At 71.8% G+C, this 23376-nt stretch carries 27 protein-coding genes and 3 tRNA genes; 6 read left to right on the forward strand and 24 right to left on the reverse strand.

Annotated elements, in window-relative coordinates; all coding sequences use genetic code 11:
* The first annotated feature begins 14 nt into the window (after positions 1-14).
* The gene (rpmB, locus tag H7827_RS06115; RefSeq protein WP_078576355.1) at positions 15-200 is read left to right on the forward strand and encodes a 50S ribosomal protein L28; all 186 of its coding nucleotides are present in this window, start codon (positions 15-17) and stop codon (positions 198-200) included.
* Positions 201-320: 120 nt separating this feature from the next.
* On the opposite strand, the gene thiD is transcribed toward rpmB, so the two are convergent.
* Complete coding sequence (thiD, locus tag H7827_RS06120) at positions 321-1148, reverse strand: bifunctional hydroxymethylpyrimidine kinase/phosphomethylpyrimidine kinase (RefSeq protein WP_386534691.1); 828 nt, start codon at positions 1146-1148, stop codon at positions 321-323.
* 14 nt (positions 1149-1162) lie between these two features.
* A complete protein-coding gene (locus H7827_RS06125) occupies positions 1163-2131 on the reverse strand; it encodes a thiamine-phosphate kinase (protein WP_386534689.1) in 969 nt (322 codons plus the stop codon).
* Between the two features lie 132 nt (positions 2132-2263).
* Between H7827_RS06125 and H7827_RS06130 the strand changes: the two genes are divergently transcribed.
* Together H7827_RS06130 and H7827_RS06135 are read left to right on the forward strand one after the other, a co-directional pair.
* Positions 2264-2497 (forward strand): Lrp/AsnC family transcriptional regulator, encoded by a 234-nt coding sequence (locus tag H7827_RS06130; RefSeq protein ID WP_386534686.1) that lies wholly within the window; start codon positions 2264-2266, stop codon positions 2495-2497.
* A 19-nt stretch (positions 2498-2516) separates the two neighbouring features.
* The gene (locus H7827_RS06135; protein ID WP_386534684.1) at positions 2517-3041 is read left to right on the forward strand and encodes a DUF3515 domain-containing protein; all 525 of its coding nucleotides are present in this window, start codon (positions 2517-2519) and stop codon (positions 3039-3041) included.
* Between the two features lie 93 nt (positions 3042-3134).
* Here the strand turns inward: H7827_RS06135 and H7827_RS06140 are convergent, their stop codons facing one another.
* Genes H7827_RS06140 through H7827_RS06150 form a run of 3 tightly spaced genes read right to left on the reverse strand, consistent with a single transcriptional unit; the run spans position 3135 to position 6141 of the window.
* Positions 3135-4277: a D-alanine--D-alanine ligase family protein gene (locus tag H7827_RS06140; protein ID WP_386534681.1), complete on the reverse strand. Its 1143-nt coding sequence runs from the start codon at positions 4275-4277 to the stop codon at positions 3135-3137.
* 35 nt (positions 4278-4312) lie between these two features.
* Positions 4313-5314, reverse strand: a complete 1002-nt coding sequence (locus H7827_RS06145) for an NAD(P)H-dependent glycerol-3-phosphate dehydrogenase (protein ID WP_432743266.1) — start codon at positions 5312-5314, stop codon at positions 4313-4315.
* Positions 5311-6141, reverse strand: a complete 831-nt coding sequence (locus tag H7827_RS06150) for a lysophospholipid acyltransferase family protein (RefSeq protein ID WP_432743268.1) — start codon at positions 6139-6141, stop codon at positions 5311-5313. The genes H7827_RS06145 and H7827_RS06150 overlap by 4 nt, the downstream gene beginning before the upstream one ends.
* Before the next feature lie 188 nt (positions 6142-6329).
* Here H7827_RS06150 and cofC point away from each other — a divergent pair, with 188 nt between their 5' ends.
* Positions 6330-6989 carry a 2-phospho-L-lactate guanylyltransferase gene (cofC, locus tag H7827_RS06155; RefSeq protein WP_432743271.1) on the forward strand — a complete coding sequence of 220 codons (660 nt, stop codon included), beginning with the start codon at positions 6330-6332 and terminating at the stop codon, positions 6987-6989.
* Here the strand turns inward: cofC and H7827_RS06160 are convergent.
* The 5 genes from H7827_RS06160 to leuC all read right to left on the reverse strand — a co-directional run bounded on the left by H7827_RS06160 (position 6961) and on the right by leuC (position 10398).
* Positions 6961-7164, reverse strand: coding sequence for a hypothetical protein (locus H7827_RS06160; RefSeq protein ID WP_386534670.1), 204 nt, complete (start codon positions 7162-7164; stop codon positions 6961-6963). The two genes, cofC and H7827_RS06160, sit on opposite strands and share 29 nt — an antisense overlap.
* 103 nt (positions 7165-7267) lie before the next feature.
* Positions 7268-7834, reverse strand: a complete 567-nt coding sequence (locus H7827_RS06165; RefSeq protein ID WP_432743273.1) for an HU family DNA-binding protein — start codon at positions 7832-7834, stop codon at positions 7268-7270.
* A gap of 125 nt (positions 7835-7959) precedes the next feature.
* Positions 7960-8214, reverse strand: a complete 255-nt coding sequence (locus tag H7827_RS06170) for a hypothetical protein (RefSeq protein ID WP_030738449.1) — start codon at positions 8212-8214, stop codon at positions 7960-7962.
* A gap of 162 nt (positions 8215-8376) precedes the next feature.
* Positions 8377-8970, reverse strand: a complete 594-nt coding sequence (gene leuD / locus H7827_RS06175; RefSeq protein ID WP_386534663.1) for a 3-isopropylmalate dehydratase small subunit — start codon at positions 8968-8970, stop codon at positions 8377-8379.
* 3 nt (positions 8971-8973) lie between these two features.
* Positions 8974-10398, reverse strand: coding sequence for a 3-isopropylmalate dehydratase large subunit (gene leuC / locus H7827_RS06180; protein ID WP_432743276.1), 1425 nt, complete (start codon positions 10396-10398; stop codon positions 8974-8976).
* A gap of 152 nt (positions 10399-10550) precedes the next feature.
* On the opposite strand from leuC, the gene H7827_RS06185 reads away from it, so the two are divergent.
* Positions 10551-11285: an IclR family transcriptional regulator gene (locus H7827_RS06185; protein WP_030738456.1), complete on the forward strand. Its 735-nt coding sequence runs from the start codon at positions 10551-10553 to the stop codon at positions 11283-11285.
* Positions 11286-11379: 94 nt separating this feature from the next.
* Here H7827_RS06185 and H7827_RS06190 read toward each other — a convergent pair whose 3' ends face one another.
* Positions 11380-11865: a DUF4188 domain-containing protein gene (locus H7827_RS06190; protein WP_200363879.1), complete on the reverse strand. Its 486-nt coding sequence runs from the start codon at positions 11863-11865 to the stop codon at positions 11380-11382.
* Between the two features lie 128 nt (positions 11866-11993).
* On the opposite strand from H7827_RS06190, the gene H7827_RS06195 reads away from it, so the two are divergent.
* A complete protein-coding gene (locus H7827_RS06195; RefSeq protein WP_386534656.1) occupies positions 11994-12629 on the forward strand; it encodes a MerR family transcriptional regulator in 636 nt (211 codons plus the stop codon).
* A 53-nt stretch (positions 12630-12682) separates the two neighbouring features.
* Here the strand turns inward: H7827_RS06195 and H7827_RS06200 are convergent.
* The 13 genes from H7827_RS06200 to H7827_RS06260 form a co-directional block, all read right to left on the reverse strand.
* Positions 12683-12755 (reverse strand) — tRNA-Glu (locus tag H7827_RS06200).
* Positions 12756-12779: 24 nt separating this feature from the next.
* A tRNA-Glu gene (locus tag H7827_RS06205) sits at positions 12780-12852 on the reverse strand.
* 22 nt (positions 12853-12874) lie between these two features.
* Positions 12875-12946: transfer RNA gene (locus H7827_RS06210), tRNA-Gln, on the reverse strand.
* Between the two features lie 68 nt (positions 12947-13014).
* On the reverse strand, positions 13015-14115 hold the full coding sequence (locus tag H7827_RS06215; RefSeq protein ID WP_386534653.1) for a serine hydrolase domain-containing protein: 1101 nt from the start codon (positions 14113-14115) through the stop codon (positions 13015-13017).
* Positions 14112-15017: a DUF6895 family protein gene (locus H7827_RS06220; RefSeq protein ID WP_386534651.1), complete on the reverse strand. Its 906-nt coding sequence runs from the start codon at positions 15015-15017 to the stop codon at positions 14112-14114. The genes H7827_RS06215 and H7827_RS06220 overlap by 4 nt, the downstream gene beginning before the upstream one ends.
* Positions 15014-15754 (reverse strand): hypothetical protein, encoded by a 741-nt coding sequence (locus H7827_RS06225; protein WP_046724919.1) that lies wholly within the window; start codon positions 15752-15754, stop codon positions 15014-15016. The genes H7827_RS06220 and H7827_RS06225 overlap by 4 nt, the downstream gene beginning before the upstream one ends.
* 37 nt (positions 15755-15791) lie before the next feature.
* Positions 15792-15977 (reverse strand): hypothetical protein, encoded by a 186-nt coding sequence (locus H7827_RS06230; RefSeq protein WP_030738474.1) that lies wholly within the window; start codon positions 15975-15977, stop codon positions 15792-15794.
* Between the two features lie 197 nt (positions 15978-16174).
* Positions 16175-17662, reverse strand: a complete 1488-nt coding sequence (gene gltX, locus H7827_RS06235; RefSeq protein WP_432743280.1) for a glutamate--tRNA ligase — start codon at positions 17660-17662, stop codon at positions 16175-16177.
* Positions 17659-18438, reverse strand: a complete 780-nt coding sequence (locus H7827_RS06240) for a fumarylacetoacetate hydrolase family protein (RefSeq protein ID WP_432743282.1) — start codon at positions 18436-18438, stop codon at positions 17659-17661. The genes gltX and H7827_RS06240 overlap by 4 nt, the downstream gene beginning before the upstream one ends.
* A gap of 119 nt (positions 18439-18557) precedes the next feature.
* The gene (locus H7827_RS06245; RefSeq protein WP_046724918.1) at positions 18558-19151 is read right to left on the reverse strand and encodes a GTP-binding protein; all 594 of its coding nucleotides are present in this window, start codon (positions 19149-19151) and stop codon (positions 18558-18560) included.
* Positions 19132-19710: a DUF742 domain-containing protein gene (locus H7827_RS06250; protein WP_030739466.1), complete on the reverse strand. Its 579-nt coding sequence runs from the start codon at positions 19708-19710 to the stop codon at positions 19132-19134. Before H7827_RS06250 ends, H7827_RS06245 begins: the two co-directional genes overlap by 20 nt.
* 106 nt (positions 19711-19816) lie before the next feature.
* The gene (locus H7827_RS06255; RefSeq protein ID WP_046725836.1) at positions 19817-20230 is read right to left on the reverse strand and encodes a roadblock/LC7 domain-containing protein; all 414 of its coding nucleotides are present in this window, start codon (positions 20228-20230) and stop codon (positions 19817-19819) included.
* A gap of 10 nt (positions 20231-20240) precedes the next feature.
* Positions 20241-23042, reverse strand: coding sequence for a sensor histidine kinase (locus H7827_RS06260; RefSeq protein ID WP_432743285.1), 2802 nt, complete (start codon positions 23040-23042; stop codon positions 20241-20243).
* Between the last annotated feature and the right edge of the window lie 334 nt (positions 23043-23376).

Here is a 23376-nt window from a genome sequence, read left to right on the forward strand (position 1 = left end):
CTTTGGAGTGACCCGTGGCTGCCAACTGCGACGTCTGCGGCAAGGGGCCGGGCTTCGGTAACAGCATCTCCCACTCGCACCGCCGTACCCCCCGCCGTTGGAACCCCAACATCCAGCGGGTGCGTGCCGTGATCAATGGGACGCCGAAGCGCCTGAACGCCTGCACCTCGTGCATCAAGGCGGGCAAGGTCGCGCGCTGACGCCTTCGGCACGCGGTTTGCTCGTTAGCCGTTGAGCCGGTCCACCTCGTGGTGGGCCGGCTTTTTGGCGTTCCCGCAGCCCCGGCGCGGCGCCGGAGGACGGGGCGGGCGGGGGCGGCTTCAGATGCGGTAGCCGTGGTGGACGGGCCCGATGCCGGCGCCGAGCGGGAACCCCGCGGCGATGGCCCCGGTGACGTACTCCTTGGCCGTCCGCGCGGCGTCGGGCAGCGTGGCGCCGCGCGCCAGTTCGCAGGCGAGGGCGCTGGCCAGGGTGCATCCGGTGCCGTGCGTGTGCCGGTTGGAGTGCCGTGGGGCGCGCAGCCAGTGTTCCGCGCTGCCGTCGGTGAGCAGGTCGACGGCGTCGCCGCCGGGCAGATGGCCGCCCTTGATGAGCGCCCAGCGCGGCCCGTACGCCAGGATCGCCTCGGCCGCCGCCCGCAGACCGGACTCGGCGGTGACGCGTACGCCGGTGAGCTGGGCCACCTCGTCCAGGTTCGGGGTGACCACGGTGGCGGCGGGCAGCAGGACCTCGCGCACCGCGTGCACGGCGTCGGCGGCCAGCAGGCGGTCGCCGTGCTTGGAGATGCCCACCGGGTCCACGACCACGGGGACCCCGACGCCCTCCAGCAGCGCGGCGACGGTCCGCACCGTCTCCGCCGTACCGAGCATCCCGGTTTTGACCGCCTGCACCCCGATGTCGTCGGCGACCGAGCGGAACTGGGCGCGTATCGCCTCGGCGGGCAGCGGCCAGGCGCCCTGGACGCCCAGGGAGTTCTGCGCGGTGACGGCGGTGAGCACGCTCATGCCGTGGGTGCCCAGCGCCAGCATGGTCTTCAGATCGGCCTGGATGCCGGCGCCGCCGCCGGAGTCGGAGCCGGCGACGGTCAGCACCCGTGGCGGGGGCGCGGTGGTGGCGGCGGGGTCGGGGGCGTGCGGGGCGCGGGTCATGGCCCCGACCCTATTCAGCCGCCGGAGCCGAAGTGATCCCAGCCCCCGTCCCGTTCCCAGGGGGACCCGTCCACCGTCACCTGGGGCCGTACGCTGCCCCGCGCGGGCAGGACCTGGCCGATCACCCGCCAGCGGGCGGGGAGTTTGGTGTCGGCGGGGAAGGTCGCCACGATCGCGTGGTCCTCGCCGCCGGTGAGCACCCACTGCAGCGGGTCGACGCCCACGGCGTGCCCGATGTCGGACATCTGGGCGGGTACGTCGAGCGACTCGGCGTGGATGTCGATGCGTACGCCGCTGCTGTGCGCGATGTGCCCCAGGTCGGCGATCAGCCCGTCGCTGACGTCGGTCATGGCGGTGGCGCCGAGCGCGGCGGCGGCGGGGCCCGCGTGGTAGGGGGGTTCGGGGCGGCGGTGTGCCTCGACGAAGGCGCGCGGGGAACGGAAGCCGCGGGAGAGCACGGTGAATCCGGCCGCCGACCAGCCGAGCCAGCCGGTGACGGCCAGCAGGTCACCGGGCCTGGCGCCGGAGCGGGTGACGGGTTCACGGTCGCGCAGGTCGCCCAGGGCGGTGATGGACACGGTGATGGTGTCGCCGCGCACCACGTCGCCGCCGGCCACGCCGGCTCCGGCCACCTGGCACTCGTCGTGGATACCGTCCATGAGTTCGGTGGGCCAGGTGACGGGCAGTTCGGCGGGGACCACCAGGCCGAGCAGGATGGCGGTGGGCACGGCGCCCATCGCGGCGATGTCGGCGAGGTTCTGGGCCGCGGCCTTGCGGCCGACGTCGTAGGCGGTGGACCAGTCGCGGCGGAAGTGCCGCCCCTCCAGCAGGATGTCGGTGCTGGCCACCACCCGCCGGTCCGGGGTGGCGATCACCGCGGCGTCGTCGCCGGGGCCGAGACGTACGGCGGGAGTGTCGCCGATCCGGGAGGTCAGCTCCCGGATCAGCCCGAACTCCCCCAGTTCCCCCACACTGCCCTTCACTCGGCTCTCCTCAGCTCTCTTCGGCGCCGCCGCGGTCGCTCCGCGGCGATCGGCACCGGACGACGTCTCCCGGTGCAGGTCATGACGCGCTACGGTAGCGCCCCCGCACCTCGTAGCCGCCGTGGAGGACCTGTGGTACAGGCGTACATCCTGATCCAGACCGAGGTGGGCAAGGCGTCCGCCGTGGCCGACGTCATCTCCCGGGTTCCGGGGGTGATCACGGCCGAGGACGTCACCGGCCCCTATGACGTCATCGTGCGCGCCGAGGCGCCCTCGGTCGATGACCTGGGCCGGCTGGTGGTGGCCCAGGTGCAGCAGGTACGGGGGATCACCCGCACCTTGACCTGCCCGGTGGTGCATCTGTAGGGCACCCTATGCTGGCGGCGTGAGGCTCACCGTACGTACCGCCGGCGCCGTGCCGACCGCCCTGGCCGCGCTGTTGGCGCTGACCGGATGCGGCGGCGAGGGCGAGGGGGGCGGCACCGCCGTGGTGGCGCCGACCCCGGACGCGGCGGCGGCTCCGGTGTGCGAGGCGGTCGCCGCGGCGCTGCCGGAGCGGGTGGAGGGCGAAGACCGTACGGACGACGGCGCGCTCCCCCAGGTCGCCGTGTGGGGGGATCCGGGGATCGTGCTGCGCTGCGGGGTGTCCCTGCCGCTGCTGCTGACTCCGGGCGAGGAAGGTTATGACCCGCTCGCCGACGCGGTGGACGTCAACGGGGTGTCCTGGCTGCTGGAGGACGCCCCGGGCGGCGGGAAGCTGTTCACCACCACCCACCGCACGGTGTTCGTGGAGGTCACGGTGCCCGCCGCGTACGCGCCCGAGGTGAACCCGCTGGTCGATCTCGCCGGGGCGATCGCCGGCAACGTACCGCTGGACGAGCTGTACGCCGAGCAGCCGCCCGGTTCCTGACCCGCGCCGCGGCCCCGCCCCCAAAGGGACCGGGCCGGGGCCGTACCCGCGAGTGCGTGTACGGCCGTCCGGCCCGCACGCAGGGGAGGTTCCCTAGCGCAGCCCCGTGGAGCGGCGCAGCGCCGCCTGGATGAGCCGGTCGATCAGTTCGGGGTACTCCATCCCGGAGGCCTGCCACATCCTGGGGTACATCGAGATCGGCGTGAACCCGGGCAGGGTGTTGATCTCGTTGATGACGAACTCGCCGTCCTCGGTGAGGAAGAAGTCCGCCCTGACCAGGCCCTCGCAGGAGACCGCCTCGTAGGCGAGCACGGACAGCTCCTGCACCCGGGCGGTCTGCTCGGGTGTCAGCGGCGCGGGCACGATGCCCTCGGCCGAGTCCAGGTACTTGGCCTCGAAGTCGTAGAAGTCGTGCTGGGAGACCGGCGGGATCTCGGCGGGCACCGAGGCGCGCGGGCCCTCCTCGAACTCCAGGACGCCGCACTCGATCTCCCGGCCGCTGAGCAGCGACTCCACGATGATCTTCGGGTCGTGGGCCTGCGCCTCGGCGATGGCCTCGTCGAGACCGGCGAGGCCGCTCACCTTGGTGATGCCCATGGAGGAGCCGGCCCGCGCGGGCTTGACGAAGACCGGCCAGCCGTGGTCGGCGGCGAAGTCCACGATCTTCTTGCGGGCGGCGGCCGGGTCGGCGGCCCACTCGCGCGGGCGGACCACGGTGTACGGGCCGACCGGCAGCCCGAAGGAGGTGAAGACGCGCTTCATGTACTCCTTGTCCATGCCGACCGCCGAGGCCAGCACACCGGCGCCGACGTAGGGCACGCCGGACAGCTCCAGCAGCCCCTGGAGGGTGCCGTCCTCGCCGTACGGGCCGTGCAGCACCGGGAAGACGACGTCCACGTCGCCGAGGTCCTTGGGCACCGAGCCCGGTTCGCAGTAGACGACCTCGCGGCCCGCGGGGTCGACCGGCAGCAGCACCGAGCCGCCACCGGGTTCGGCGATGGCGGCCACGGTCGGCAGTTCACGGCCGCTGAGGGCCATCCGCTCGGGGTCGTCGGCGGTCAGCGCCCAGCGGCCGTCGGTGGTGATGCCGATGGGCAGCACGTCGTAGCGGTCACGGTCGATCGCGCGGAGCACGGCGCCCGCGGTCAGGACCGAGATGGTGTGCTCGGAGCTGCGGCCGCCGAAGACGACGGCGACGCGGGGCTTGGGGCTCTGGGGTGTGGAGTCGCTGCTCATAACCCCATGAGGCTACTCGTACACCTGCCCGGCAGTCAGCGAACCTCGGCCTTGGCGCTGCGCGCCATCAGCTCCTTGAGCGCGGCGGCGGGCTGCACCCCTTCGTGGACGATGCCCACCACCGTTTCCGTCAGCGGCATGTCGACATCGTGGCGGCGCGCCAGATCCCGTACGGAGCGGCAGGATTTCACGCCCTCGGCGGTCTGCCGGGTGACGGCGATGGTCTCTTCAAGGGTCATGCCCCGGCCGAGGTTGGTGCCGAAGGTGTTGTTGCGGGACAGCGGCGAGGAGCAGGTGGCGACGAGGTCGCCCATCCCGGCGAGCCCGGCGAAGGTGTGCGCGTCGGCGCCCATCGCCAGGCCGAGCCGGGTGGTCTCGGCCAGACCACGGGTGATGAGGGACGCCTTCGCGTTGTCGCCGAGGCCCATGCCGCCGGCGATGCCAACGGCGAGCGCGATGACGTTCTTGACGGCGCCGCCGAGTTCGCAGCCCACCACGTCGGTGTTGGTGTACGGGCGGAAGTACCGGGTGTGGCAGGCGGCCTGGAGGCGGCGGGCGACGTCCTCGTCGCGGCAGGCGACCACGGAGGCGGCGGGCTGCCGCTCGGCGATCTCGCGGGCGAGGTTCGGGCCCGACAGCACCGCGATGCGCTCCGGGCCCGCGCCGGTCACCTCCGCGACGACCTCGCTCATACGCTTGCTGGTGCCCAGTTCCACGCCCTTCATCAGGGAGACCAGCACGGTGTCCGGGGGCAGCAGCGGGGTCCAGGCGGCGAGGTTCTCCCGCAGTGTCTGGGAGGGCACCGCCAGCACGGTGAACTCGGCGCCGTCCGCCGCCTCGGCGGGGTCGGCGGTGGCCCGCACGCCGTCCGGCAGCCGGACGCCGGGCAGATAGTCCGGGTTGACCCGGGTGGTGTTGATGGTCTCGGCGAGAGCGGGGCGGCGGCCCCACAGCGCCACCCTGGCGCCGGCGTCGGCCAGCACCATGGCGAAGGCGGTTCCCCAGGAACCATTGCCGAAGACGGCGACGCGCGTCACTCGCTGATCTCCTTGATGTCCTTGCTCTGCTTCAGGGAAGCCGGGGCGGCGGGCCCGGTGCTCTCCGGCCGGGCGGCCGTCGGCCCCGCGGTTTCCGGGTGCTCCGGGTGCTCGGTATGGTCCCGGTCGTACACGTAGCGGCGGTCCGGCGGGGTCTGCTGCCGGATTACGGCGAGTTGCCCCGTGACAGCGTCCATGATCCGTTCGGTCGCCGTGCGCAGCACCTCGGTGGAGGGCTCGCGCTCGTACAGGTCGCTCAGGTCCACCGGGGGGCCGGCCACCACGGTGAGGGTCTTGCGCGGGAACAGCCGTACCTTGTGGTTCTTCGCGTACGGCGGCATCGCCTCGTTCGCGCCCCACTGGGCCACCGGGATGACCGGGGCGTGGGTGAGCAAAGCGACCCGCGCGGCGCCGGTCTTGCCCGCCATGGGCCACAGGTCCGGGTCGCGGGTCAGGGTGCCCTCGGGGTAGAAGGCGACGCATTCCCCGCTGTTGACGGCGTCGACGGCGGCGCGGAAGGCGCCGGCCGCGTCCGAGCTCTCCCGGTAGACGGGGATCTGGCCGGTGCCGCGCATCATGAACCCGACGAAGCCCCGTTTGAACAGCCCGACCTTGGCGAGGAAACGGGGCACCCGCCCGGTGCTGTACTGGAAGTGGGCGTAGGAGAGCGGGTCGAGATAGGAGTTGTGATTCACGGCGGTGATGAATCCGCCATGGTCCGGAATGTTTTCCTGGCCCCGCCAGTCCCGCTTGAACAGGATCAGCATCGGGGGCTTTACCAGAAACGCGGCGCATCGGTAATAGAGGCCGATTCTGCGGCGGGACACTCGGACACCATCTCCTCTTGCACTACTCCGGCACGGCCTTGCGGGAGCGCCGGACAAGTGTCGCTCCAGGCGGTTTGGCTGTCCAGCGGGGCACTGTGACCCCGTGGGCATCCTGTGACCTTACGTCCCGGGGCCCGCGACGGGCAGGCAGACTGGTCGGACAGGCGGAAGCCGGGGAGGGAAACGTGATGCCACAGCACGCCGGATGGTCGCTGATCGTGCCGCTGAAGCCGCTGGGACGGGCGAAGAGCAGGCTCGTGGCGGTGAGCGCCGGGGAGCGGCGCTCGGCCCTCGTACTGGCCTTCGCCGAGGACACGGTGGCCGCGGCGCTGGCCTGCGCGGCGGTACGGGATGTGGCGGTTGTCACGGATGATCCGCTGGCGGCGCGGCGGCTGGCGCGCCTGGGGGCGCGCGTCGTTCCGGACGCGCCGCGTGGTGGCCTCAACGCCGCGCTGGCGCACGGGGAGCGGGTGGTGCGCGAGCGGGGCGCGCCCGCCGCGGTGGCGGCGCTCGGCGCGGATCTGCCGGCGCTGCGTCCGGCGGAGCTGGCACGGGTGCTGACGGCGGCGGGCGGGCATCCGCGGGCGTTCGTGGCGGACGCGGCGGGGGTGGGCACCACGGTGCTGACGGCGGGCCCCGGAACGGCGCTGGCGCCGGCGTTCGAGGGCGCGTCCCGGGCGCGGCACCGTGATTCGGGTGCGGTGGAACTCACGCTGGCCGGGGTGGAGAGTGTGCGTCAGGACGTGGACACCGGGGCGGATCTGCGGCGAGCGCTGGCGCTGGGCGTGGGTCCGCGCACGGCGGCCGGGGTCCGCGCGGTCACAGTGTCTGGAGTGTCACCAGGGTGATGGGGGCGGCGGGGGTGCCGTCCTCGGTCTCGATGCGTACCCGCTGGCCGGGGCGGAGCAGCAGCAGCCCTCCGGCGTCGAAGGCGTCGGGGCCGAAGTCCAGTGGGGTGCCGTCGTCCAGCAGCACGCTGCCGCTGCGGGTGCCGGAGTCGTAGGTGTACGCGGTGGCCTGCATGCGGGCATCGTAGTGCGGCGGGCGGGGGCAGGACACAAGCGCGCGGGCCGGGCTCCCCCGAGGGGGAGTCCGGCCCGCGGGACGGAGGCTTGGGCGCCGTGGCTCACCCGCGGCGCGCGGTGGCCTTCTTGGCGGTGGTCTTGCGGGCGGAGGCCCGCTTGGCCGGGGCCTTCTTGGCGGTGGTCTTCTTGGCCGGGGCCTTCTTCGCCGTGGTCTTCTTGGCGGTGGCCTTCTTGGTGGTGGCCTTCCTCGCGGTGGTCTTCTTGGCGGTGGTCTTCTTCGCGGCCGCCTTCTTGGCGGTGGCCTTCTTCGCGGCCGCCTTCTTGGTGGTGGTGCCACCCGAGAGGCTGCCCTTGGGGGCCTTCTTCACGGCGACGTCGTTCTTGGGGAGCTTCTTGGTCCCGGCGACCAGGTCCTTGAAACCCTGGCCGGCCCGGAAGCGGGGGACGGAGGTCTTCTTGACCCGCACCCGCTCCCCGGTCTGCGGGTTGCGCGCGTAGCGGGCGGGGCGGTTGACCTTCTCGAAGGACCCGAAACCGGTGACCGAGACGCGCTCGCCGGCCACCACTGCCCGGATGATGGCATCGAGGACGATGTCCACCGCGTCCGCGGCCTGCTGGCGACCGCCGAGCTTGTCTGCAATCGCTTCTACGAGCTGCGCCTTGTTCACGTCTTCCCCTTCGCAGGCATGGCTGGAACGAATCTGTTCAAGCTTTTTCGCACGTTAGGCAGATATATTCCGCAAATCAAACGTGAAACGGGCTAATCACCCTTGTGTCGCAACGAACTCGACCATCACGCGGTTCCATCGCGGCCGTGACCGGGTGGATCGGGCGGCATCCGCCCCGCGTCGACGTCCGCGATCAGCCGTTCCAGACGGCGGGCGGCGCCCGGCAGGTCCTGTTTGGCAGCCGCCGTGATCACCAGCAGTTTCCGGGTGAGGGCCTGCCGTACGGGCTCGGGCACTTGTGCGGTGCGCACCGCACGGTGCGCCTCTTTCAGCCGAGCGGCGACGAGGTCGTACAGCTCAGGCTGACCGTCGCGTTCCATACGCCGATTGTGCCACTTTGCATCCGCTCTCGCCCGGTTAGCCCCCAAAGGCCGTGTCCTGACGTGTCGTTCGGCGCCGGAACGACCACCGCCCCCATCCGGCTGGCCGGTTGGGGGCGGGAGGTTGCGGGCCGTGGTGAACGGGGCCCGTCGGGGCGGGAGTCAGTGGGTCAGGGTGCGCGGCTTGTACCCGGGCCGGCGCGCCTCGAAGGCGGAGATCGCGTCCTCGTTCTGGAGCGTGATGCTGATGTCGTCGAGCCCTTCGAGCAGCCGCCAGCGGGCGTTCTCGTCCAGCTCGAACCCGGCCTCGACGCCCTCGGCGGTCACGGTGCGGGTGACCAGGTCGACGGTGACGGGCGCGGCCGGGTCGGACTCGGTGAGCTGCCACAGCGCCTCGACGGTCTCCTGCGGGAGCACCACGGTCAGCAGACCGTTCTTCAGGGAGTTGCCCCGGAAGATGTCCGCGAAGCGGGAGGAGATCACCGTCTTGAAGCCGTAGTTCTGCAGCGCCCACACGGCGTGCTCACGGGAGGAGCCGGTGCCGAAGTCGGGGCCGGCCACCAGCACGGTGGCGCCGGAGCGTTCCGGACGGTTGAGGACGAACTCCGGGTCCTTGCGCCACGCCTCGAACAGGCCGTCCTCGAAGCCGTCCCGGGTGACCTTCTTCAGCCAGTGGGCCGGGATGATCTGGTCGGTGTCGACGTTGGAGCGGCGCAGCGGGACGGCCCGGCCGGTGTGGGTGGTGAATGCTTCCATGGCTCAGACCTCCACGGGGACGGGAACGCCGGCCAGATCGGCCGGGGACGCGAGGGTGCCGGTGACCGCGGTGGCGGCGGCGACCTGCGGGGAGACCAGGTGGGTACGGCCGCCCTTGCCCTGCCTGCCCTCGAAGTTGCGGTTGGAGGTGGAGGCGGAGCGCTCGCCGGGGGCCAGCTGGTCCGGGTTCATGCCCAGACACATGGAACAGCCGGCGTGCCGCCATTCGGCGCCGGCCGCGGTGAACACCTTGTCCAGCCCCTCGTGCACGGCCTGCAGCGCCACCCGGACGGATCCGGGGACCACCAGCATCCGTACCCCGTCGGCGACCTTGCGGCCCTTGAGCACGGCGGCGGCGGAGCGCAGGTCCTCGATGCGGCCGTTGGTGCACGAACCCACGAAGACGGTGTCCACGGAGATCTCGCGCAGCGGCATCCCGGCGGACAGGTCCATGTACTCCAGCGCCTTCTGGGCGGCGAACCGCTCGCTGGGGTCGGTGAACTGCTCCGGGTCGGGCACGGCGGCCGACAGCGGAGCGCCCTGTCCGGGGTTGGTCCCCCAGGTGACGAACGGCGCCAGGGCGGTGGCGTCGATGACGACCTCGTGGTCGAAGACGGCGTCCTCGTCGGTGCGCAGTGTCTTCCAGTACGCGACCGCCTCGTCCCACTCGGCGTCCCGGGGGGCGTGGTCACGCCCGCGCAGATAGGCGAAGGTGGTCTCGTCCGGGGCGATCATGCCGGCCCGGGCGCCCGCCTCGATGGACATGTTGCAGATGGTCATGCGGGCCTCCATCGAGAGCTTCTCGATGGCCTCGCCGCGGTATTCGATGACGTAGCCCTGGCCGCCACCGGTGCCGATCCGGGCGATGATCGCCAGGATCAGGTCCTTGGCGGTGACGCCCTCGGGCAGCTCGCCCTCGACGGTGATCGCCATGGTCCGGAACGGCGCCATCGGCAGCGTCTGGGTGGCGAGCACGTGCTCGACCTGGCTGGTGCCGATGCCGAACGCCAGCGCGCCGAACGCCCCGTGGGTGGAGGTGTGGCTGTCACCGCAGACCACGGTGGTGCCCGGCTGGGTGAGCCCCAGCTGCGGGCCGACCACGTGCACCACGCCCTGCTCGTCGTCGCCCAGCGAGTGCAGCCGGACCCCGAAGTCGGCGCAGTTCTTGCGCAGCGTCTCCAGCTGGGTGCGGGAGACCGGGTCGGCGATCGGCTTGTCGATGTCGAGGGTGGGGGTGTTGTGGTCCTCGGTGGCGATGGTGAGGTCGGTGCGGCGGACCGTACGGCCGCTCTTGCGCAGCCCGTCGAACGCCTGCGGGCTCGTCACCTCGTGCAGGAGGTGGAGATCGATGTAGAGCAGATCGGGCTCTCCCTCCGCACGCCGGACGACATGGTCGTCCCAGACTTTCTCCGCCAGTGTCCGTCCCATCGCATTCCCTCCGCTCCACATGGCCGCCGTCCGCTCCCCGCGTACCGGACGGTGGCCGGGTCCACCCCTTTGCGGACCCTGGCCGTCCAGGGTGGCGCCTTCTCGGGAAAAAGGAACTTGCGTTTCACAGTGTGAGACGCGAGTATCGTTGCATGGACAATTCACGTGGCGACTCCAGCGGAGTGGGTGTACTGGACAAGGCGGCCCTGGTGCTCGGCGCACTGGAGTCCGGTCCGGCGACGCTGGCCGGTCTGGTGTCGGCCACGGGACTGGCCAGGCCCACGGCGCACCGCATGGCGGTCGCCCTGGAACATCACCGGCTGCTCGCCCGTGACATGCAGGGCCGCTTCGTCCTGGGCCCGCGCCTGGCGGAGCTGGCGGCGGCGGCCGGCGAGGACCGGCTGCTGGCGGCGGCCGGGCCGGTGCTGACGCATCTGCGGGATCTCACCGGGGAGAGCGCTCAGCTGTACCGCAGGCAGGGCGACATGCGCATCTGCGTCGCGGCGGCGGAGCGGCTGTCCGGGCTGCGGGACACCGTGCCGGTGGGCTCCACCCTCCCGATGAAGGCCGGGTCCGCGGCGCAGATCCTGCTGGCCTGGGAGGAGCCCGAGCGGCTGCACCACGGGCTGCAGGGCGCGCGGTTCACCGCCACGGCGCTGTCCGGAGTGCGCCGCCGGGGCTGGGCCCAGTCGATCGGCGAGCGGGAGCCTGGGGTGGCCTCGGTGTCCGCCCCGGTCCGCGGCCCGTCCAACCGGGTGGTGGCGGCCGTCTCCGTCTCCGGACCCATCGAGCGCCTGACCAGGCACCCGGGCCGGATGCACGCCCAGGCCCTGATCGACGCCGCCGGACGCCTGACCGAGGCGCTCAAGCGCGGCGGGGGCCACTGACCGCCCACGGCTGACGTCGGGGCCCGTACCGACCCGCTCCACACCGCCCTGCCCCGCGCCGGCGATCACCCCGTCTCCGGACCCGGGCGAGCGGTCAGACCCGGCCGAGGCGCTCGGCCGCGCTCTCCCCACGCCGCTCCACGGGTATCACCCCGCCCGCGGCACCCAGACCGAACGGCGGCATGTTCCGGTAGACCGACTCGTGCGCGCCGGCCGGGACCACGTAGGTCTCGTGCCAGAAACCCACCCGGCCCCGGCCCTGCCGTATCCGCCGGTTGAAGGCAGCCCAGGCCGGGCGGTGCTCCCCGTCCGGCGCCGAGGCGTACGCGATCAGCCGCTCGTGGGACGACCAGTACTGCACCACGTAGATCAGCCTGGGCCCGCCCCACAGCAACCGGTACCCGAGCAGTCCGCTGTCCGGATCTCGGGACAGCTCGCGCAGCATCCTGGGCATCGCCCTCAGCAGCGGCCCCCAGTGGCGCACCCGCCAGAAGCTGTTGATCCGCATGCCGATCAGGAACAGCGTGACCTCCCCCGTGGCCGCCGCCGTCATCCGGCCCTCAACGATCTTGCCGCTCATGTCTTCCCCGCTCTCCGACGCACTCTTCCGGGCAGCATTGGATAGTCGCGCTATCCATGATTGGATAGTCGCACTCTCCAACGCATCCTGGCAAGGGGATCCCGGAAAAAAAGAGGAGCTGGGGCCGTATGCGGCTCGCGGAGCTGAGCGAGCGCAGTGGGGTGACCACCGCGACGATCAAGTACTACCTGCGGGAAGGGCTGCTGCCACCGGGCGAACGGGTCACGGCCACCCAGTCCGAGTACGGCGAGGAGCATCTGCGCCGGCTGCGGCTGGTCCGCGCGCTGGTGCAGGTCGGCCGCATCCCGGTGGCCACCGCCCGGGAGGTGCTCGCCGCCGTCGAGGACGAGGAGAGCGATCAGCTCACCCGGATCGGCACCGCCATCGCCGCCCTCCCCCACCCCGCGCCGCCACGGGAGAACGACGAGACCGTCGCCGCCGCCCGTACCCTCGCCGAGGAGCTCCAGCGGCGGCTCGGCTGGCGCGCCGTGCCGGGCAACCCGGCACACCAGGCGCTGGTTTCCGCCCTCACCGCGCTGTCGCGGCTGGGCTACCCCTGCACCGTCGAGCAACTGCTGCCGTACGGCGAGGCCGCCGGCCGGCTCGCCGGGCACGAGGTGGCGCTCATCGGTGAGTTCACCTCGCCCACCACCCAGTTGGAGGCGGCCGTCGCACTCACCGTGCTCTACGAACCCGTGCTGCTGAGCCTGCGCCGCCTCGCCCAGGCCGAGACCGCCTCCCAGCACCTGGGACACCACCCCTGAACAGCGAAAAGCCCTCCTCCTCACCTGAGGTGAGAAGGAGGGCTCTGCTCGCGTACCCCCGACCGGATTCGAACCGGCGCTACCGCCTTGAGAGGGCGGCGTGCTAGGCCGCTACACAACGGGGGCCCACACAAGATCCCGGAGGATCCGTACCCCCGACCGGATTCGAACCGGCGCTACTGCCGTGAGAGGGCAGCGTGCTAGGCCGCTACACAACGGGGGCTTTGATCTGCGGACAGATCGCGCTGGGCTACCAGGACTCGAACCTAGACTAACTGAACCAGAATCAGTCGTGCTGCCAATTACACCATAGCCCACCAAATCGCAACTTCCGGAGGAAGTTTTGCTTGGCGTCCGCCGGTCTGTCCCGGCGACAGGAAGAACATTACCCGATCGGCGACGGTGCTCCAAAACGAGTTGTCCCGCCCGCCAGTTCTCTCAGCAGCAGGTACGCCCGCTGGATGAACGCGCCGTTCAGCGCGGGCGCGCTGTTGGCCACCGCGACCAGCGCCACCCGCCGCTCGGGGCTGAAGCCCACGAACGCCGTGCTGCCCCGGGTGCCCCCCGAGTGGAAGCACAGCACATGCCCGGGGCGCTGCCTGGCGTTCCAGACCAGGGCGATCCGGTCCTCCCCGGGACGCACCACGAGACGGGGCCTGGCCACCTCCGCCAGCGCGGTGGCCAGCGGGCTCCCGCCGGCCGCCCGCCCCGGGTACAGCAGCGCCTCCAGGTAGCGCAGCAGCTCGTCCGCCCCGGCGTGCAGGACCCCGGCCCCGGCCAGCCCGGGAATCCGCCAGGGCGGCCTGGCCCGGCCGTGCCAGTAGCCGGTGGCGTCCTCCGCCGCCGCGCCGTCCCCGCCGGTACGCAGCAGACCCAGCGGGGTGAGCACCCGCGCCGCCAGTGCCCGCTCGTACCCGCCGAACGGCTCCCCCGCCGCGCGGGCCAGCAGCATGCCCAGCAGCCCGACGCCGAAGTTCGAGTAGCGCACCCGGGTGCCGGGGGCGGCGAACGGGCGGGTGTGCGCCAGCGCCGCCAGCAGATCGCCCGGACCGTACTCCGCGTAGGGGTTGGAGAACCAGCGCGGCAGCGCCCGGCGCAGCAGCCCGGGCGGCAGCCGGGGCAGCCCCGAGGTGTGGGTGGCCAGGTGCAGCAACGTGATGGGAGCGCCACCGATCCGCCGGTACGGGGCCGCACCGGGCGGCAGATAGCGGTCGATCGGGTCGTCGTACCGGACGTCGCCGCCGGCCACCAGCTCCGCCAGCAGCAGCGCCGTGTAGGTCTTGGTCACCGAGCCGACGGCGAACCGCGTCTCCGGGCCTGCCGGAAGGCCGGCGGCGCCGTGCGCGGTACTGCCGCCGACCGCCAGCAGCCGCTCCCCCGCCAGGTGCGCCGCCACCGCCACGGCGCTGGCACCCGGCGCGGCGGCGGCCAGCGGCGCGAGCAGCGGCCCGGCCACCGCCCGCGCCTGCCGCCGCACCCCGCTCACGCGAGCGTGCGGGAGACCGCGATGCTCCCGGCGACGGCCGCGACCACGGCGGTGTGCTGGTGATCGGCGAACCGCCGGGCCGGGTCCTCGCTCACCGGATCGCCGTCGCGCGGCACCAGACCGTCCGGGTGCTGGACGGCCGCCAGCGCCGCCCAGTCGGCGGGGTCGCACACCGGGTCCGGCAGACAGGAGCCGACGATCATCAGTTCGGCGACCAGGTCCCACTGGGCGACCTCGCGCCAGATGTCCGTCCACACCGGCAGCCAGGTGGTGAGGTAGCTCGCGATCTCCTCCGGCAGGTCCCCGGGGCGGGCGCCCCAGTCGGTGAGGTGGAAGACCGTGTGGGTCATGGAGTAGGCGGTCATCCAGTCGATGGCCCACGGCTCGGGGGTGGCGCCCAGCCAGGTGGCGCGGGTCAGTGCCGCCCAGTCGAAGCCGTAGTCGAGCCCGGCGATCCGCGCCGCGTTGGCGATGGCCAGCCGGCGGTTGGGCACCACCTCGGCGGCGCGTACCGAGCGCAGCGCCGCGTTGTGCCGCAGCAGGGCGTCCATCCCGTCGTGGCGGTAACCGGCGCGCGCGAAGTGGGCGTACATCTCCAGCGGGTCGGTGAGCAGCGCGTGGCGCAGCTGCCGCTCGTACAGCAGGTCGCCCTCGCGCAGTTGCCGCCAGCCGAAGTCGAGCAGTTCGCGTGCGGCGCGCATGCTCTCGCTGCCGGCGGCGGATTCGCGCAGCACCAGGGAGCCGGCCAGGGCGGCCTCACCCAGCGGCTTGTAGACGCTGTTGGGGTCCCCGAGGTCGGCCGTGGTGCCCTCGGGCAGCGCGCCGTGGTCGCGGTGCGCGAGGAGCCAGCCGAAGGCGCGGGTGGCGACCTGGTGGGCGATCGGGGTGACGGCGGTGGTCATGCGGTCCTCCCCAGCAGCAGCCGGGCCACCGCCAGATCGAGGGCGAGGCGCGGCTCGCCGGCGGCGTGCAGGGCGATGTGCTCGGTGAGCCGGTCGGGTTCCAGCGCGAGGGTCACCCCGTCGCGCTGGGCGGCGGCCAGCCAGCGCAGCAGCCGGGCCGCGGTGGGGTAGTCACGGCGCAGCAGGGCGCGGGTGGTGGCGCGCGCCAGGGGTACGGGGTGGCGGCGCACGGCGGCCGGCACGGGGCCGCCGACGCCGGGCAGGGTGAGCGGGGCCAGCCGGGCGCAACCGGCGGCCCAGCGGGGCCAGTCGGTGGCGTCGGTGAGGATCTCACCGGTGGGCGGCCGCGGGCTCTCCTGGGCCGCCGCGTCGCCGAGGGCGGCGATGAGCCGGTCGGTGGCCCAGTCGCGCCAGGCGATGGCCCAGTTCTCGATCGGGCCCTCGGGGGGCGGCGCGGTGAGCACGGGGGCGGGGAAGACCGCGGTGGCCTGGCTGATGACGGCCAGGTCGCGCGGGTGCGGGCTGCCGCCGGTGAGGGCGTACGGGGCGAGGACGTCGGCCCCCAGGACGCGGACGGCCGCCAGGGCCGCCTTGGGGTCGCTCGCGGTTTCGGTGAACCGTGCGAGCGGGGCTGTGTCCCCGGCGCCCCGCAGGGCGTCGAGGACACAGCTCGCCAGCGCGGCGGTCGCCTCCGTGTACGTGGCACGGGCGGTGCGCTCGGTGGGTCCCGTCGTCACGGGTGCTCCCTCCGGCCGCCGTGCGCCGGCATCCGGCTCACTTGTCGCCCGGCTCCATGGGAGTCTTCGGCGAGAGCAGCAGGAGAAGCAGGAGGAACCCGGCCGCCTCCGGCGAGTACAGCGGGGCGTCGCTCAGCGGCGCCTCCGGTTCGGTCATCAGCGCCTGGGCGGCTGCGGCCTCGGCGGGGTCGGCGACGAGCGGGAGTGTCTTCTGCGCGAGCATGCATTGCCTCCTCATATCGGGTGCGTTGCCATGTCAGCGATACTGACGAGGCAAAACGCTACGGCATCACCCGATATGTCGCATTTTGAAGAGTCGGCTCACCGCGGCGGACGGACACGCCGCCGCACACGCGCGGGCCCCGCCGCGGCTCACACCGCGACGGGGCCCGACCGCCCTTGCCCGTACTCAGCCCGCGCTCAGCCGGCGAGCTTGACCAGCGCCGCCTCGACGCGCGCCAGCGTGCGCTCGCGCCCCAGCACCACCAGCGACTCGAACAGCGGCAGCCCGACCGTCCGGCCGGTGACCGCCACCCGAACCGGCGCCTGCGCCTTGCCCAGCTTCAGCCCGTGCGCCTCACCGGCCGTCTGCACGGCCTCCTTCAGCGACTCGGCCGAGCTCCAGTCGGCCTCCGCCAGCCGGTCCCGAGCCGCGGCGAGCACCTGCTCCGCGCCCGGCTTCATCGCCTTCTGCCAGGACTTCTCGTCCTCCACCGGGGCGTCCAGGAACAGGAAGTCGACATTGGCCGTGATGTCGGAGAGCACCGTCAGCCGGGTCTGCGCCAGCGGCGCCAGCTCCTCGAACGCCGCACGGTCGAACGCCTCGGGCTTCCACGGCGCGTACGGCGCCGCCAGCCACGGCGCGCACGCCTCGACGAACGCGGCCTGCGGCAGCTCGCGCAGGTGCACCGCGTTGATCGCCTCGGCCTTCTTCAGGTCGAAGCGCGCCGGGTTGGCGTTGACGTCTCCGATCTCGAAGGCCTCCACCATCTCCTGGACGCTGAAGATGTCCCGGTCCTCGGCGATCGACCAGCCCAGCAGGGAGAGGTAGTTCAGCAGGCCCTCGGGCAGGAACCCGCGCTCGCGGTACAGGTTGAGCGAGGACTCCGGGTCGCGCTTGGAGAGCTTCTTGTTGCCCTCCCCCATGACGTACGGCAGATGCCCGAACGTGGGGGTGTGCCCGGAGCCGACGCCGATCTCGGCCAGCGCCGCGTACAGCGCGATCTGCCGCGGCGTCGAGGACAGCAGGTCCTCGCCGCGCAGCACGTGGGTGATCTCCATGAGCGCGTCGTCCACCGGGTTGACCAGGGTGTACAGCGGGGCGCCGTTGGCGCGCACAATGCCGTAGTCCGAGACGTGCTCGGGCGCGAAGGTCAGCTCGCCGCGCACCAGGTCGGTGAAGGTGATCCGCTCGTCCGGCATCCGGAAGCGGATGATCGGGGTCCGGCCCTCGGCCTCGTAGGCGGCGACCCGCTCCGCGCTCAGGTCGCGGCAGTGCCCGTCGTACCCGGAGTGCTTCCCGGCGGACCGGGCGGCCTCGCGGCGCTCGTCGAGCTCGGCGGTGGTGCAGTAGCAGGGGTACGCCCGCCCCGCCTCGCACAGCCGGCGCGCGACATCCGCGTACAGGTCCATCCGCTGCGACTGCCGGTACGGGGCGTGCGGGCCGCCCACTTCGGGGCCCTCGTCCCAGTCGAGACCCAGCCAGCGCAGGGAGTCCAGCAGCGCCGTGTAGGACTCCTCGGAGTCACGGGCCGCGTCGGTGTCCTCGATGCGGAAGACCATGGTGCCGCCGTGGTGGCGGGCGAAGGCCCAGTTGAACAGGGCGGTGCGCACCAGGCCCACATGGGGGTTGCCCGTCGGGGAGGGGCAGAAGCGCACACGGACGGAGGGGGTGGTGGGACTAGTCACGCCTTGACGACCTTGTTGGTGAGAGTGCCGATGCCTTCGATGGAGACGGCGACCTCGTCGCCGGCGTGCAGCGGGCCGACGCCGGCCGGGGTGCCGGTGAGGATGACGTCCTGCGGGAGCAGCGTCATCGACTCGGTGATGTGCACGATCAGGTCCTCCACGGTACGGACCATCTCGCTGGTGCGGCCGAGCTGCCGCTGTTCGCCGTTCACGGTGCACATGATGGCGAGGTCGGCCGGGTCCAGATCCGTCTCGATCCAGGGGCCGAGCGGGCAGGAGGTGTCGAAGCCCTTGGCCCGCGCCCACTGCTTCTCGCGGTCCTGGACGTCGCGCGCGGTCACGTCGTTGGCGCAGGTGTAGCCGAGGATGACGTCCTTGGCGCGTTCGCGCGGCACGTCACGGCACATCCGGCCGATGACCACGGCCAGTTCGGCCTCGTGATGGACGTTCCGGGAGATCGAGGGGTACCGGATGGCGTCGCCGTCGCCGATCACCGAGGTGGAGGGCTTGAAGAAGGCGACCGGGACGTCCGGGACCTCGTTGCCCAGCTCACGGGCGTGCTCGGCGTAGTTGCGGCCGATCGCGACGACCTTGCTGGGGAGTACGGGCGGCAGCAGCCGGACCGCCTTGAGCGGAACCCGGTGGCCCGAGCGCTCGAATTCGGCGAAGGGGTGGCCCTTGATGATGTCGAGTACGAGCCCGTCCTCGTCGGTGGGCTCCCCCTCCACCACACCGAACCCGACGGTGCCGTCGATGGAGAATCTGGCGATGCGCACGGCTGCGTTGCCCTTCACTGGCTGCTGGGATCTTTGTCCTCAGACTAGCCAACCGCCACGCGGCGGTGTCTCCCCAGCACGGGGAGACCACCGGGCGTGGCAGTGAGTGAGCGCGGGGTTCAGCGCAGGCGGGCCATGAGGGCGTGTTCGACGAGAGTGATCAACGCCGACTTCGCCTCCGCACGATGCCGCGCGTCCGTCACGATGATCGGAGCGTCCGGACCGATCTGCAACGCCTCCCGCACCTCCTCCGGAGAATACGGCTGATGTCCGTCGAACCCGTTCAACGCGATCACGAACGGCAGACCACTGTTCTCGAAGTAATCCACCGCAGGAAAACAATCCGCCAATCGACGCGTATCCACCAGCACCACCGCACCAATGGCACCACGCACCAAGTCGTCCCACATGAACCAGAAACGATCCTGCCCCGGCGTACCGAAGAGATACAGAATCAGATCCTGATCCAAGGTGATACGACCGAAGTCCATCGCCACCGTCGTGGTCGTCTTGCCACCGGTGTGCGTCAGATCATCAATACCGGCGGACGCGGACGTCATCACGGCCTCGGTACGCAGCGGATTGATCTCCGACACGGCACCGACAAACGTGGTCTTCCCCACACCAAACCCACCCGCGACCACAATCTTCGCAGAAGTAGTGGAACGGGAAGGAGCCGAACGGCCCGCACCGCTAGAGCTTGCGAAGTCCACTGAGCACCCTTTCGAGCAGTGTCACATCAGGCTGACCGCCGGGCTCCCCCTCATGGCCCGGCTGGTGAATCGCGACAAGCCCAGCCTCAGCCAGATCGGCCACCAGAATCCGGGTGACACCGAGAGGAATGGAGAGGAGGGCGGAGACTTCGGCGACGGACTTGACCTCGTAGCACAGCTGGCAGATCCGCTGGTGCTCGGGAAGCTGGCCGCCGAGCTGGGCGGGGTCGGCGCTGGTGGACACCAGCGCCTCGATCGCCAGCTGATAACGCGGCCTGGTCCGGCCGCCCGTCATGGCGTACGGACGCACCAGCGGCTGGGGCTCACTGTCGAAGGAGCGCCGCCTGGGCTGTTCGGGCTGCGGCTGCGGCTGCGGCTGCGGCTGCCGCTGCGGGGGCGCCGCCTCGGCACGCTGGTCCGGCGCCGGGCGATGGTCCGGCGCGGCGCGCCGGTGACCGCCGCTGGGCGCCGAGGGGAAGTTGAACCGTCCGGACTGCCCGCCGCTGTGCGGCTGCGCCGGAAAGTCGTTGCCGTACTGTCCGCCTGGGGGCGTTGTCACGTGTCCTCCTCCGACTGCCTTCGTCGACCCGCGCGAAACGCGCTCACCGCTTCGCCATCACCCCCGCACCTTATGGTGCGCGGGCCCAATCCGCACAAGCAGCCCGCTACTTGAGCAGGCTGCCCTGGAGCTCGGCACGCAGATCCGGCGTCAGTACGGTACCGGCGCGGTCGACGAGAAGGGCCATCTCATACCCCACCAGACCGATATCGGCATCCGGATGCGCCAGCACCGCCAACGACGAACCATCCGAGATCGACATGATGAAGAGGAAACCACGCTCCATCTCCACCACCGTCTGATTCACCGCACCACCCTCGAAGATCCGCGACGCACCAGCCGTCAACGACGTCAACCCCGACGCCACCGCAGCCAACTGATCCGCACGATCCCGGGGAAAACCCTCGGACAACGCCAGCAGAAGACCGTCAGCCGACACCACCACCGTATGCGACACCCCAGGAGTGTTCTCCACAAAGTTGGTGATCAACCAGTTCAGGTTCTGCGCCGCCTGGCTCATCGGGCTCACACTAACGCTCCTGATCGTATGTGTTACCAGGGCCGGGGCCCTGCGGTTCGTTCCGGCCGGTGCGGTCACTGCCGCCCCGGCCCTGTCGTACACCGCGGTGCAGGTTGCTGAGCCTGCCGCGGACATCTTCCGGATCACGGGACACCTGCGGCCCCTCGGCCGCCCCCGGCTCCGCCGGCGAGTGCTCGGTCAGATTCGCCCGGGGCACCCGCTTGGGAAGTCCGGCGGAGGTGGTGCCACCGGGCCGCGCCTCGCGGCGTGGTCCACGGTCCCACTGCGCCTCCCCGGATGCCGGTGTCGGCGCCGGAGCCGCTTCGGCGTGGTCGTGCCGCTGCGATCCCGGCGGTGTGCGACGAGGCAGTCCCGCCCCGGTCGTACCACGGAATTCCGCCGTACCCGGCTCCGGTGCAGTGAAGCCTACGCTCTGCCCGGGGCCCGCGGGACCATCCTGCGGAGATTCTGTGGGCGCCGGATAGCCCGTGAACTGCTCTCCCTGCGCCGAGAGTTGATCGTACGCCGGTTCGACGGGGGGCGTCCGGGGGGTCTCGTACCCACCTTCGTACCCACGATCGTACGGGGCCTGTGTACCGGTTTGCGGGAGTTGGGGCAGGGCCGGTTGTGCCGGTACGGGCGCGACGGCGGGCGTCCCGTACCGCGAGTCGTCAAAGCCCAGCTCGGCGGCGGTCCGCAGACCTGCCTGCCGCTGCGCCTCGGTGATGTGGGCGTCCTGTGCCGGTGTAACGATCCGGGAAACGGTGAATTCCTCACCCGCCACGGCTGGTTCGGCGCCCCCGCCCCGGGTGACCGACTCGGGGAGCATCACCAGGGAAGTGGTGCCCGAGCGTTCCCCCGAAGGGCGTAGCTGGACGCGGATGCCGTGCCGCTCGGCCAGCCGGCCGACGACGAACAGGCCCATGCGCTGGGAGACCGACGCGTCCACGGAGGGCGGATCGGCCAGTCGCTTGTTGATCTCCGCGAAGTCCTCCGGGGTCAGACCGATACCCTTGTCATGGATTTCGATCATGATACGACCGTCGGGCAATCGGGTTGCTGTCACCCGCACCTTGGTCTGCGGCGAGGAGAAGGTGATGGCGTTCTCCAGCAGCTCCGCCAGCAGGTGCACCAGGTCGGTGACGACCGCCCCGTGGATGTCGTTCGCCGGGACACCGGACATGTCGACCCTGGCGTACGACTCGACCTCGGAGGCCGCGGCCCGCAGCACATCCACCAGCGGCACCGGCTCGGTCAGCCGGCGGCCCGGCTCCTCCCCCGCCAGTACCAGCAGGTTCTCGCCGTTGCGCCGCATCCGGGTGGCCAGGTGGTCCAGCTTGAAAAGGTGCTCCAGCTGCTCCGGGTCGGCCTCCCGGGACTCCAGCTCGCCGATCAGGCCCAGCTGGCGCTCGATCAGTCCCTGGTTGCGGGTGGAGAGGTTGGTGAAGATCGCGTTCACGTTGCCGCGCAGCAGGGCCTGCTCGGCGGCCAGCCGCACCGCTTCGCGGTGCACGTGGTCGAACGCCCGCGACACCTCGCCGATCTCGTCGCGGCTGCTGATCGGCAGCGGCTCGACGCGGGTGTCCACGGAGCCGGGCTGGGTGCGCGAGAGCTGTTCGACCAGGGCGGGCAGCCGGTCCTCGGCGACGTTCAGCGCGGCGGAGCGCAGCTGGGTCATGGAACGGCTCATGGAACGGGCCATCAGCATGGCGATGACGAAGGCCAGCAGCAGGGCGGTCACCACGACGCCGGCGCTGATGATCATGTCGCGGCGGGCGGTGGAGGCGATGTCGCGGGCCTCGCCGACGGCCGTGTCCACCAGCTCGCGCTCGATGGTGTGGTAGGCGTCGAACCGGTCGGTGGAGGCGGCGTACCAGTTCTGCGGGGTCAGTTCGGCCGCCTCCAGCTCGGACTCGTCCGCGCCGGAGGCGAGGAGCGCGACCATCCGCTGCAGCTCGGAGTCGGTTCCCGCGCCGCTCTGGGTGAGGACCTCGGTCAGCCGGGCGGCGTCCGCCTCGGTGCCGGCCGCGGAGTACTCGTTGCGGGCGATGTTCTCCAGGTAGGCGTAGCTGCTGAAGGCGGTGAGCTGGCGCTGGGTCTGCGCGGCGCCGGGGCCGGGGTCGACCAGCAGATGGGTGCCGATGGCGCGCTGGAGCGAGCTGGCCGACTTGGCCAGGGAGATGGCGTAGACGGTGCGGCCGTAGGAGGTGATGTTGCCGGTGCCAAGACCCAGTTCGTTGGCGAAGGACATCAGGGGGTGCTGGACGGCGATGTACCCCTCCTCCGTCTCCACGCCGGGCAGGTCCTCGCCGTACGCGGCCGAGCGCAGGGCCGGCAGTGTCGGCTCGGTGGCCTCCACCAGGGCGAGGCGGCGCTGGAGGCTCTCCGTGCGCGGGGCGTCCTGGACCAGGGCCCGGAACTCCGCCGCCGCCTCATCGGTGAGCCGGCGCGCCCGTTCGATGACCGGATCGTCGGGGCGGCCCTCCAGCAGCGGGCGGGCGGTCGCGTCGCGCTCGTCGATGAGGGCGTGGGCGTAGGCACCGGCGGCGCGCACGAGCTCGGCGGTGCGCTCGGCGGCGTCGGCCTCCTGCCAGGTGTCATAGGCGTCGTAGACACGCAGGCCGCCGAAGATCAGGGCGAGCAGCGCGGGGATGAGCAGGATGGCGTTCAGCCGCGTGGCCACCCGCCAGTTGCGGGGCGCGAAGCGGCTGCCGCCGCGGCCGGGCTCCCCGCCCTCGCCCTGCTCGGGCGCCTCTCCCCCGCCGGAGGGTGCGCCGGCGGTGGGCGGCGTGAAGTTGCCGCGCCCTGACATGCCCGGGGCGTCCGGCGGATTCGGAAACGGGGGCGTCGCTCTGCTGCGCCTCACTGGCCTCTCACCTCTCGGCATCGGCACACCGTCCGGATGGCCGCCACGACTGCGGAGTCGCTGTGGATTCCAGCACGTTGTGGGGGCACTTTCCAATCCCCCCGGGCCGGTGGATCCGGACGCCGGGCGGGATGGACATTCAGGTCACGGTGGAGCAAGAAGCGACATAGCCGCACGAAACCCGGGCACGGCCTGGAGCAGCCCGCTCGCTGCCCGTGCAGACCATGCGCGCAAGGTGTGCGGAATCGTGATCGACTTGGGGAGACGACGTGTTCAATGC

This window comes from Streptomyces sp. JH002 (assembly GCF_050916115.1).
In the GTDB taxonomy this organism is placed as follows: domain Bacteria; phylum Actinomycetota; class Actinomycetes; order Streptomycetales; family Streptomycetaceae; genus Streptomyces; species Streptomyces xiamenensis.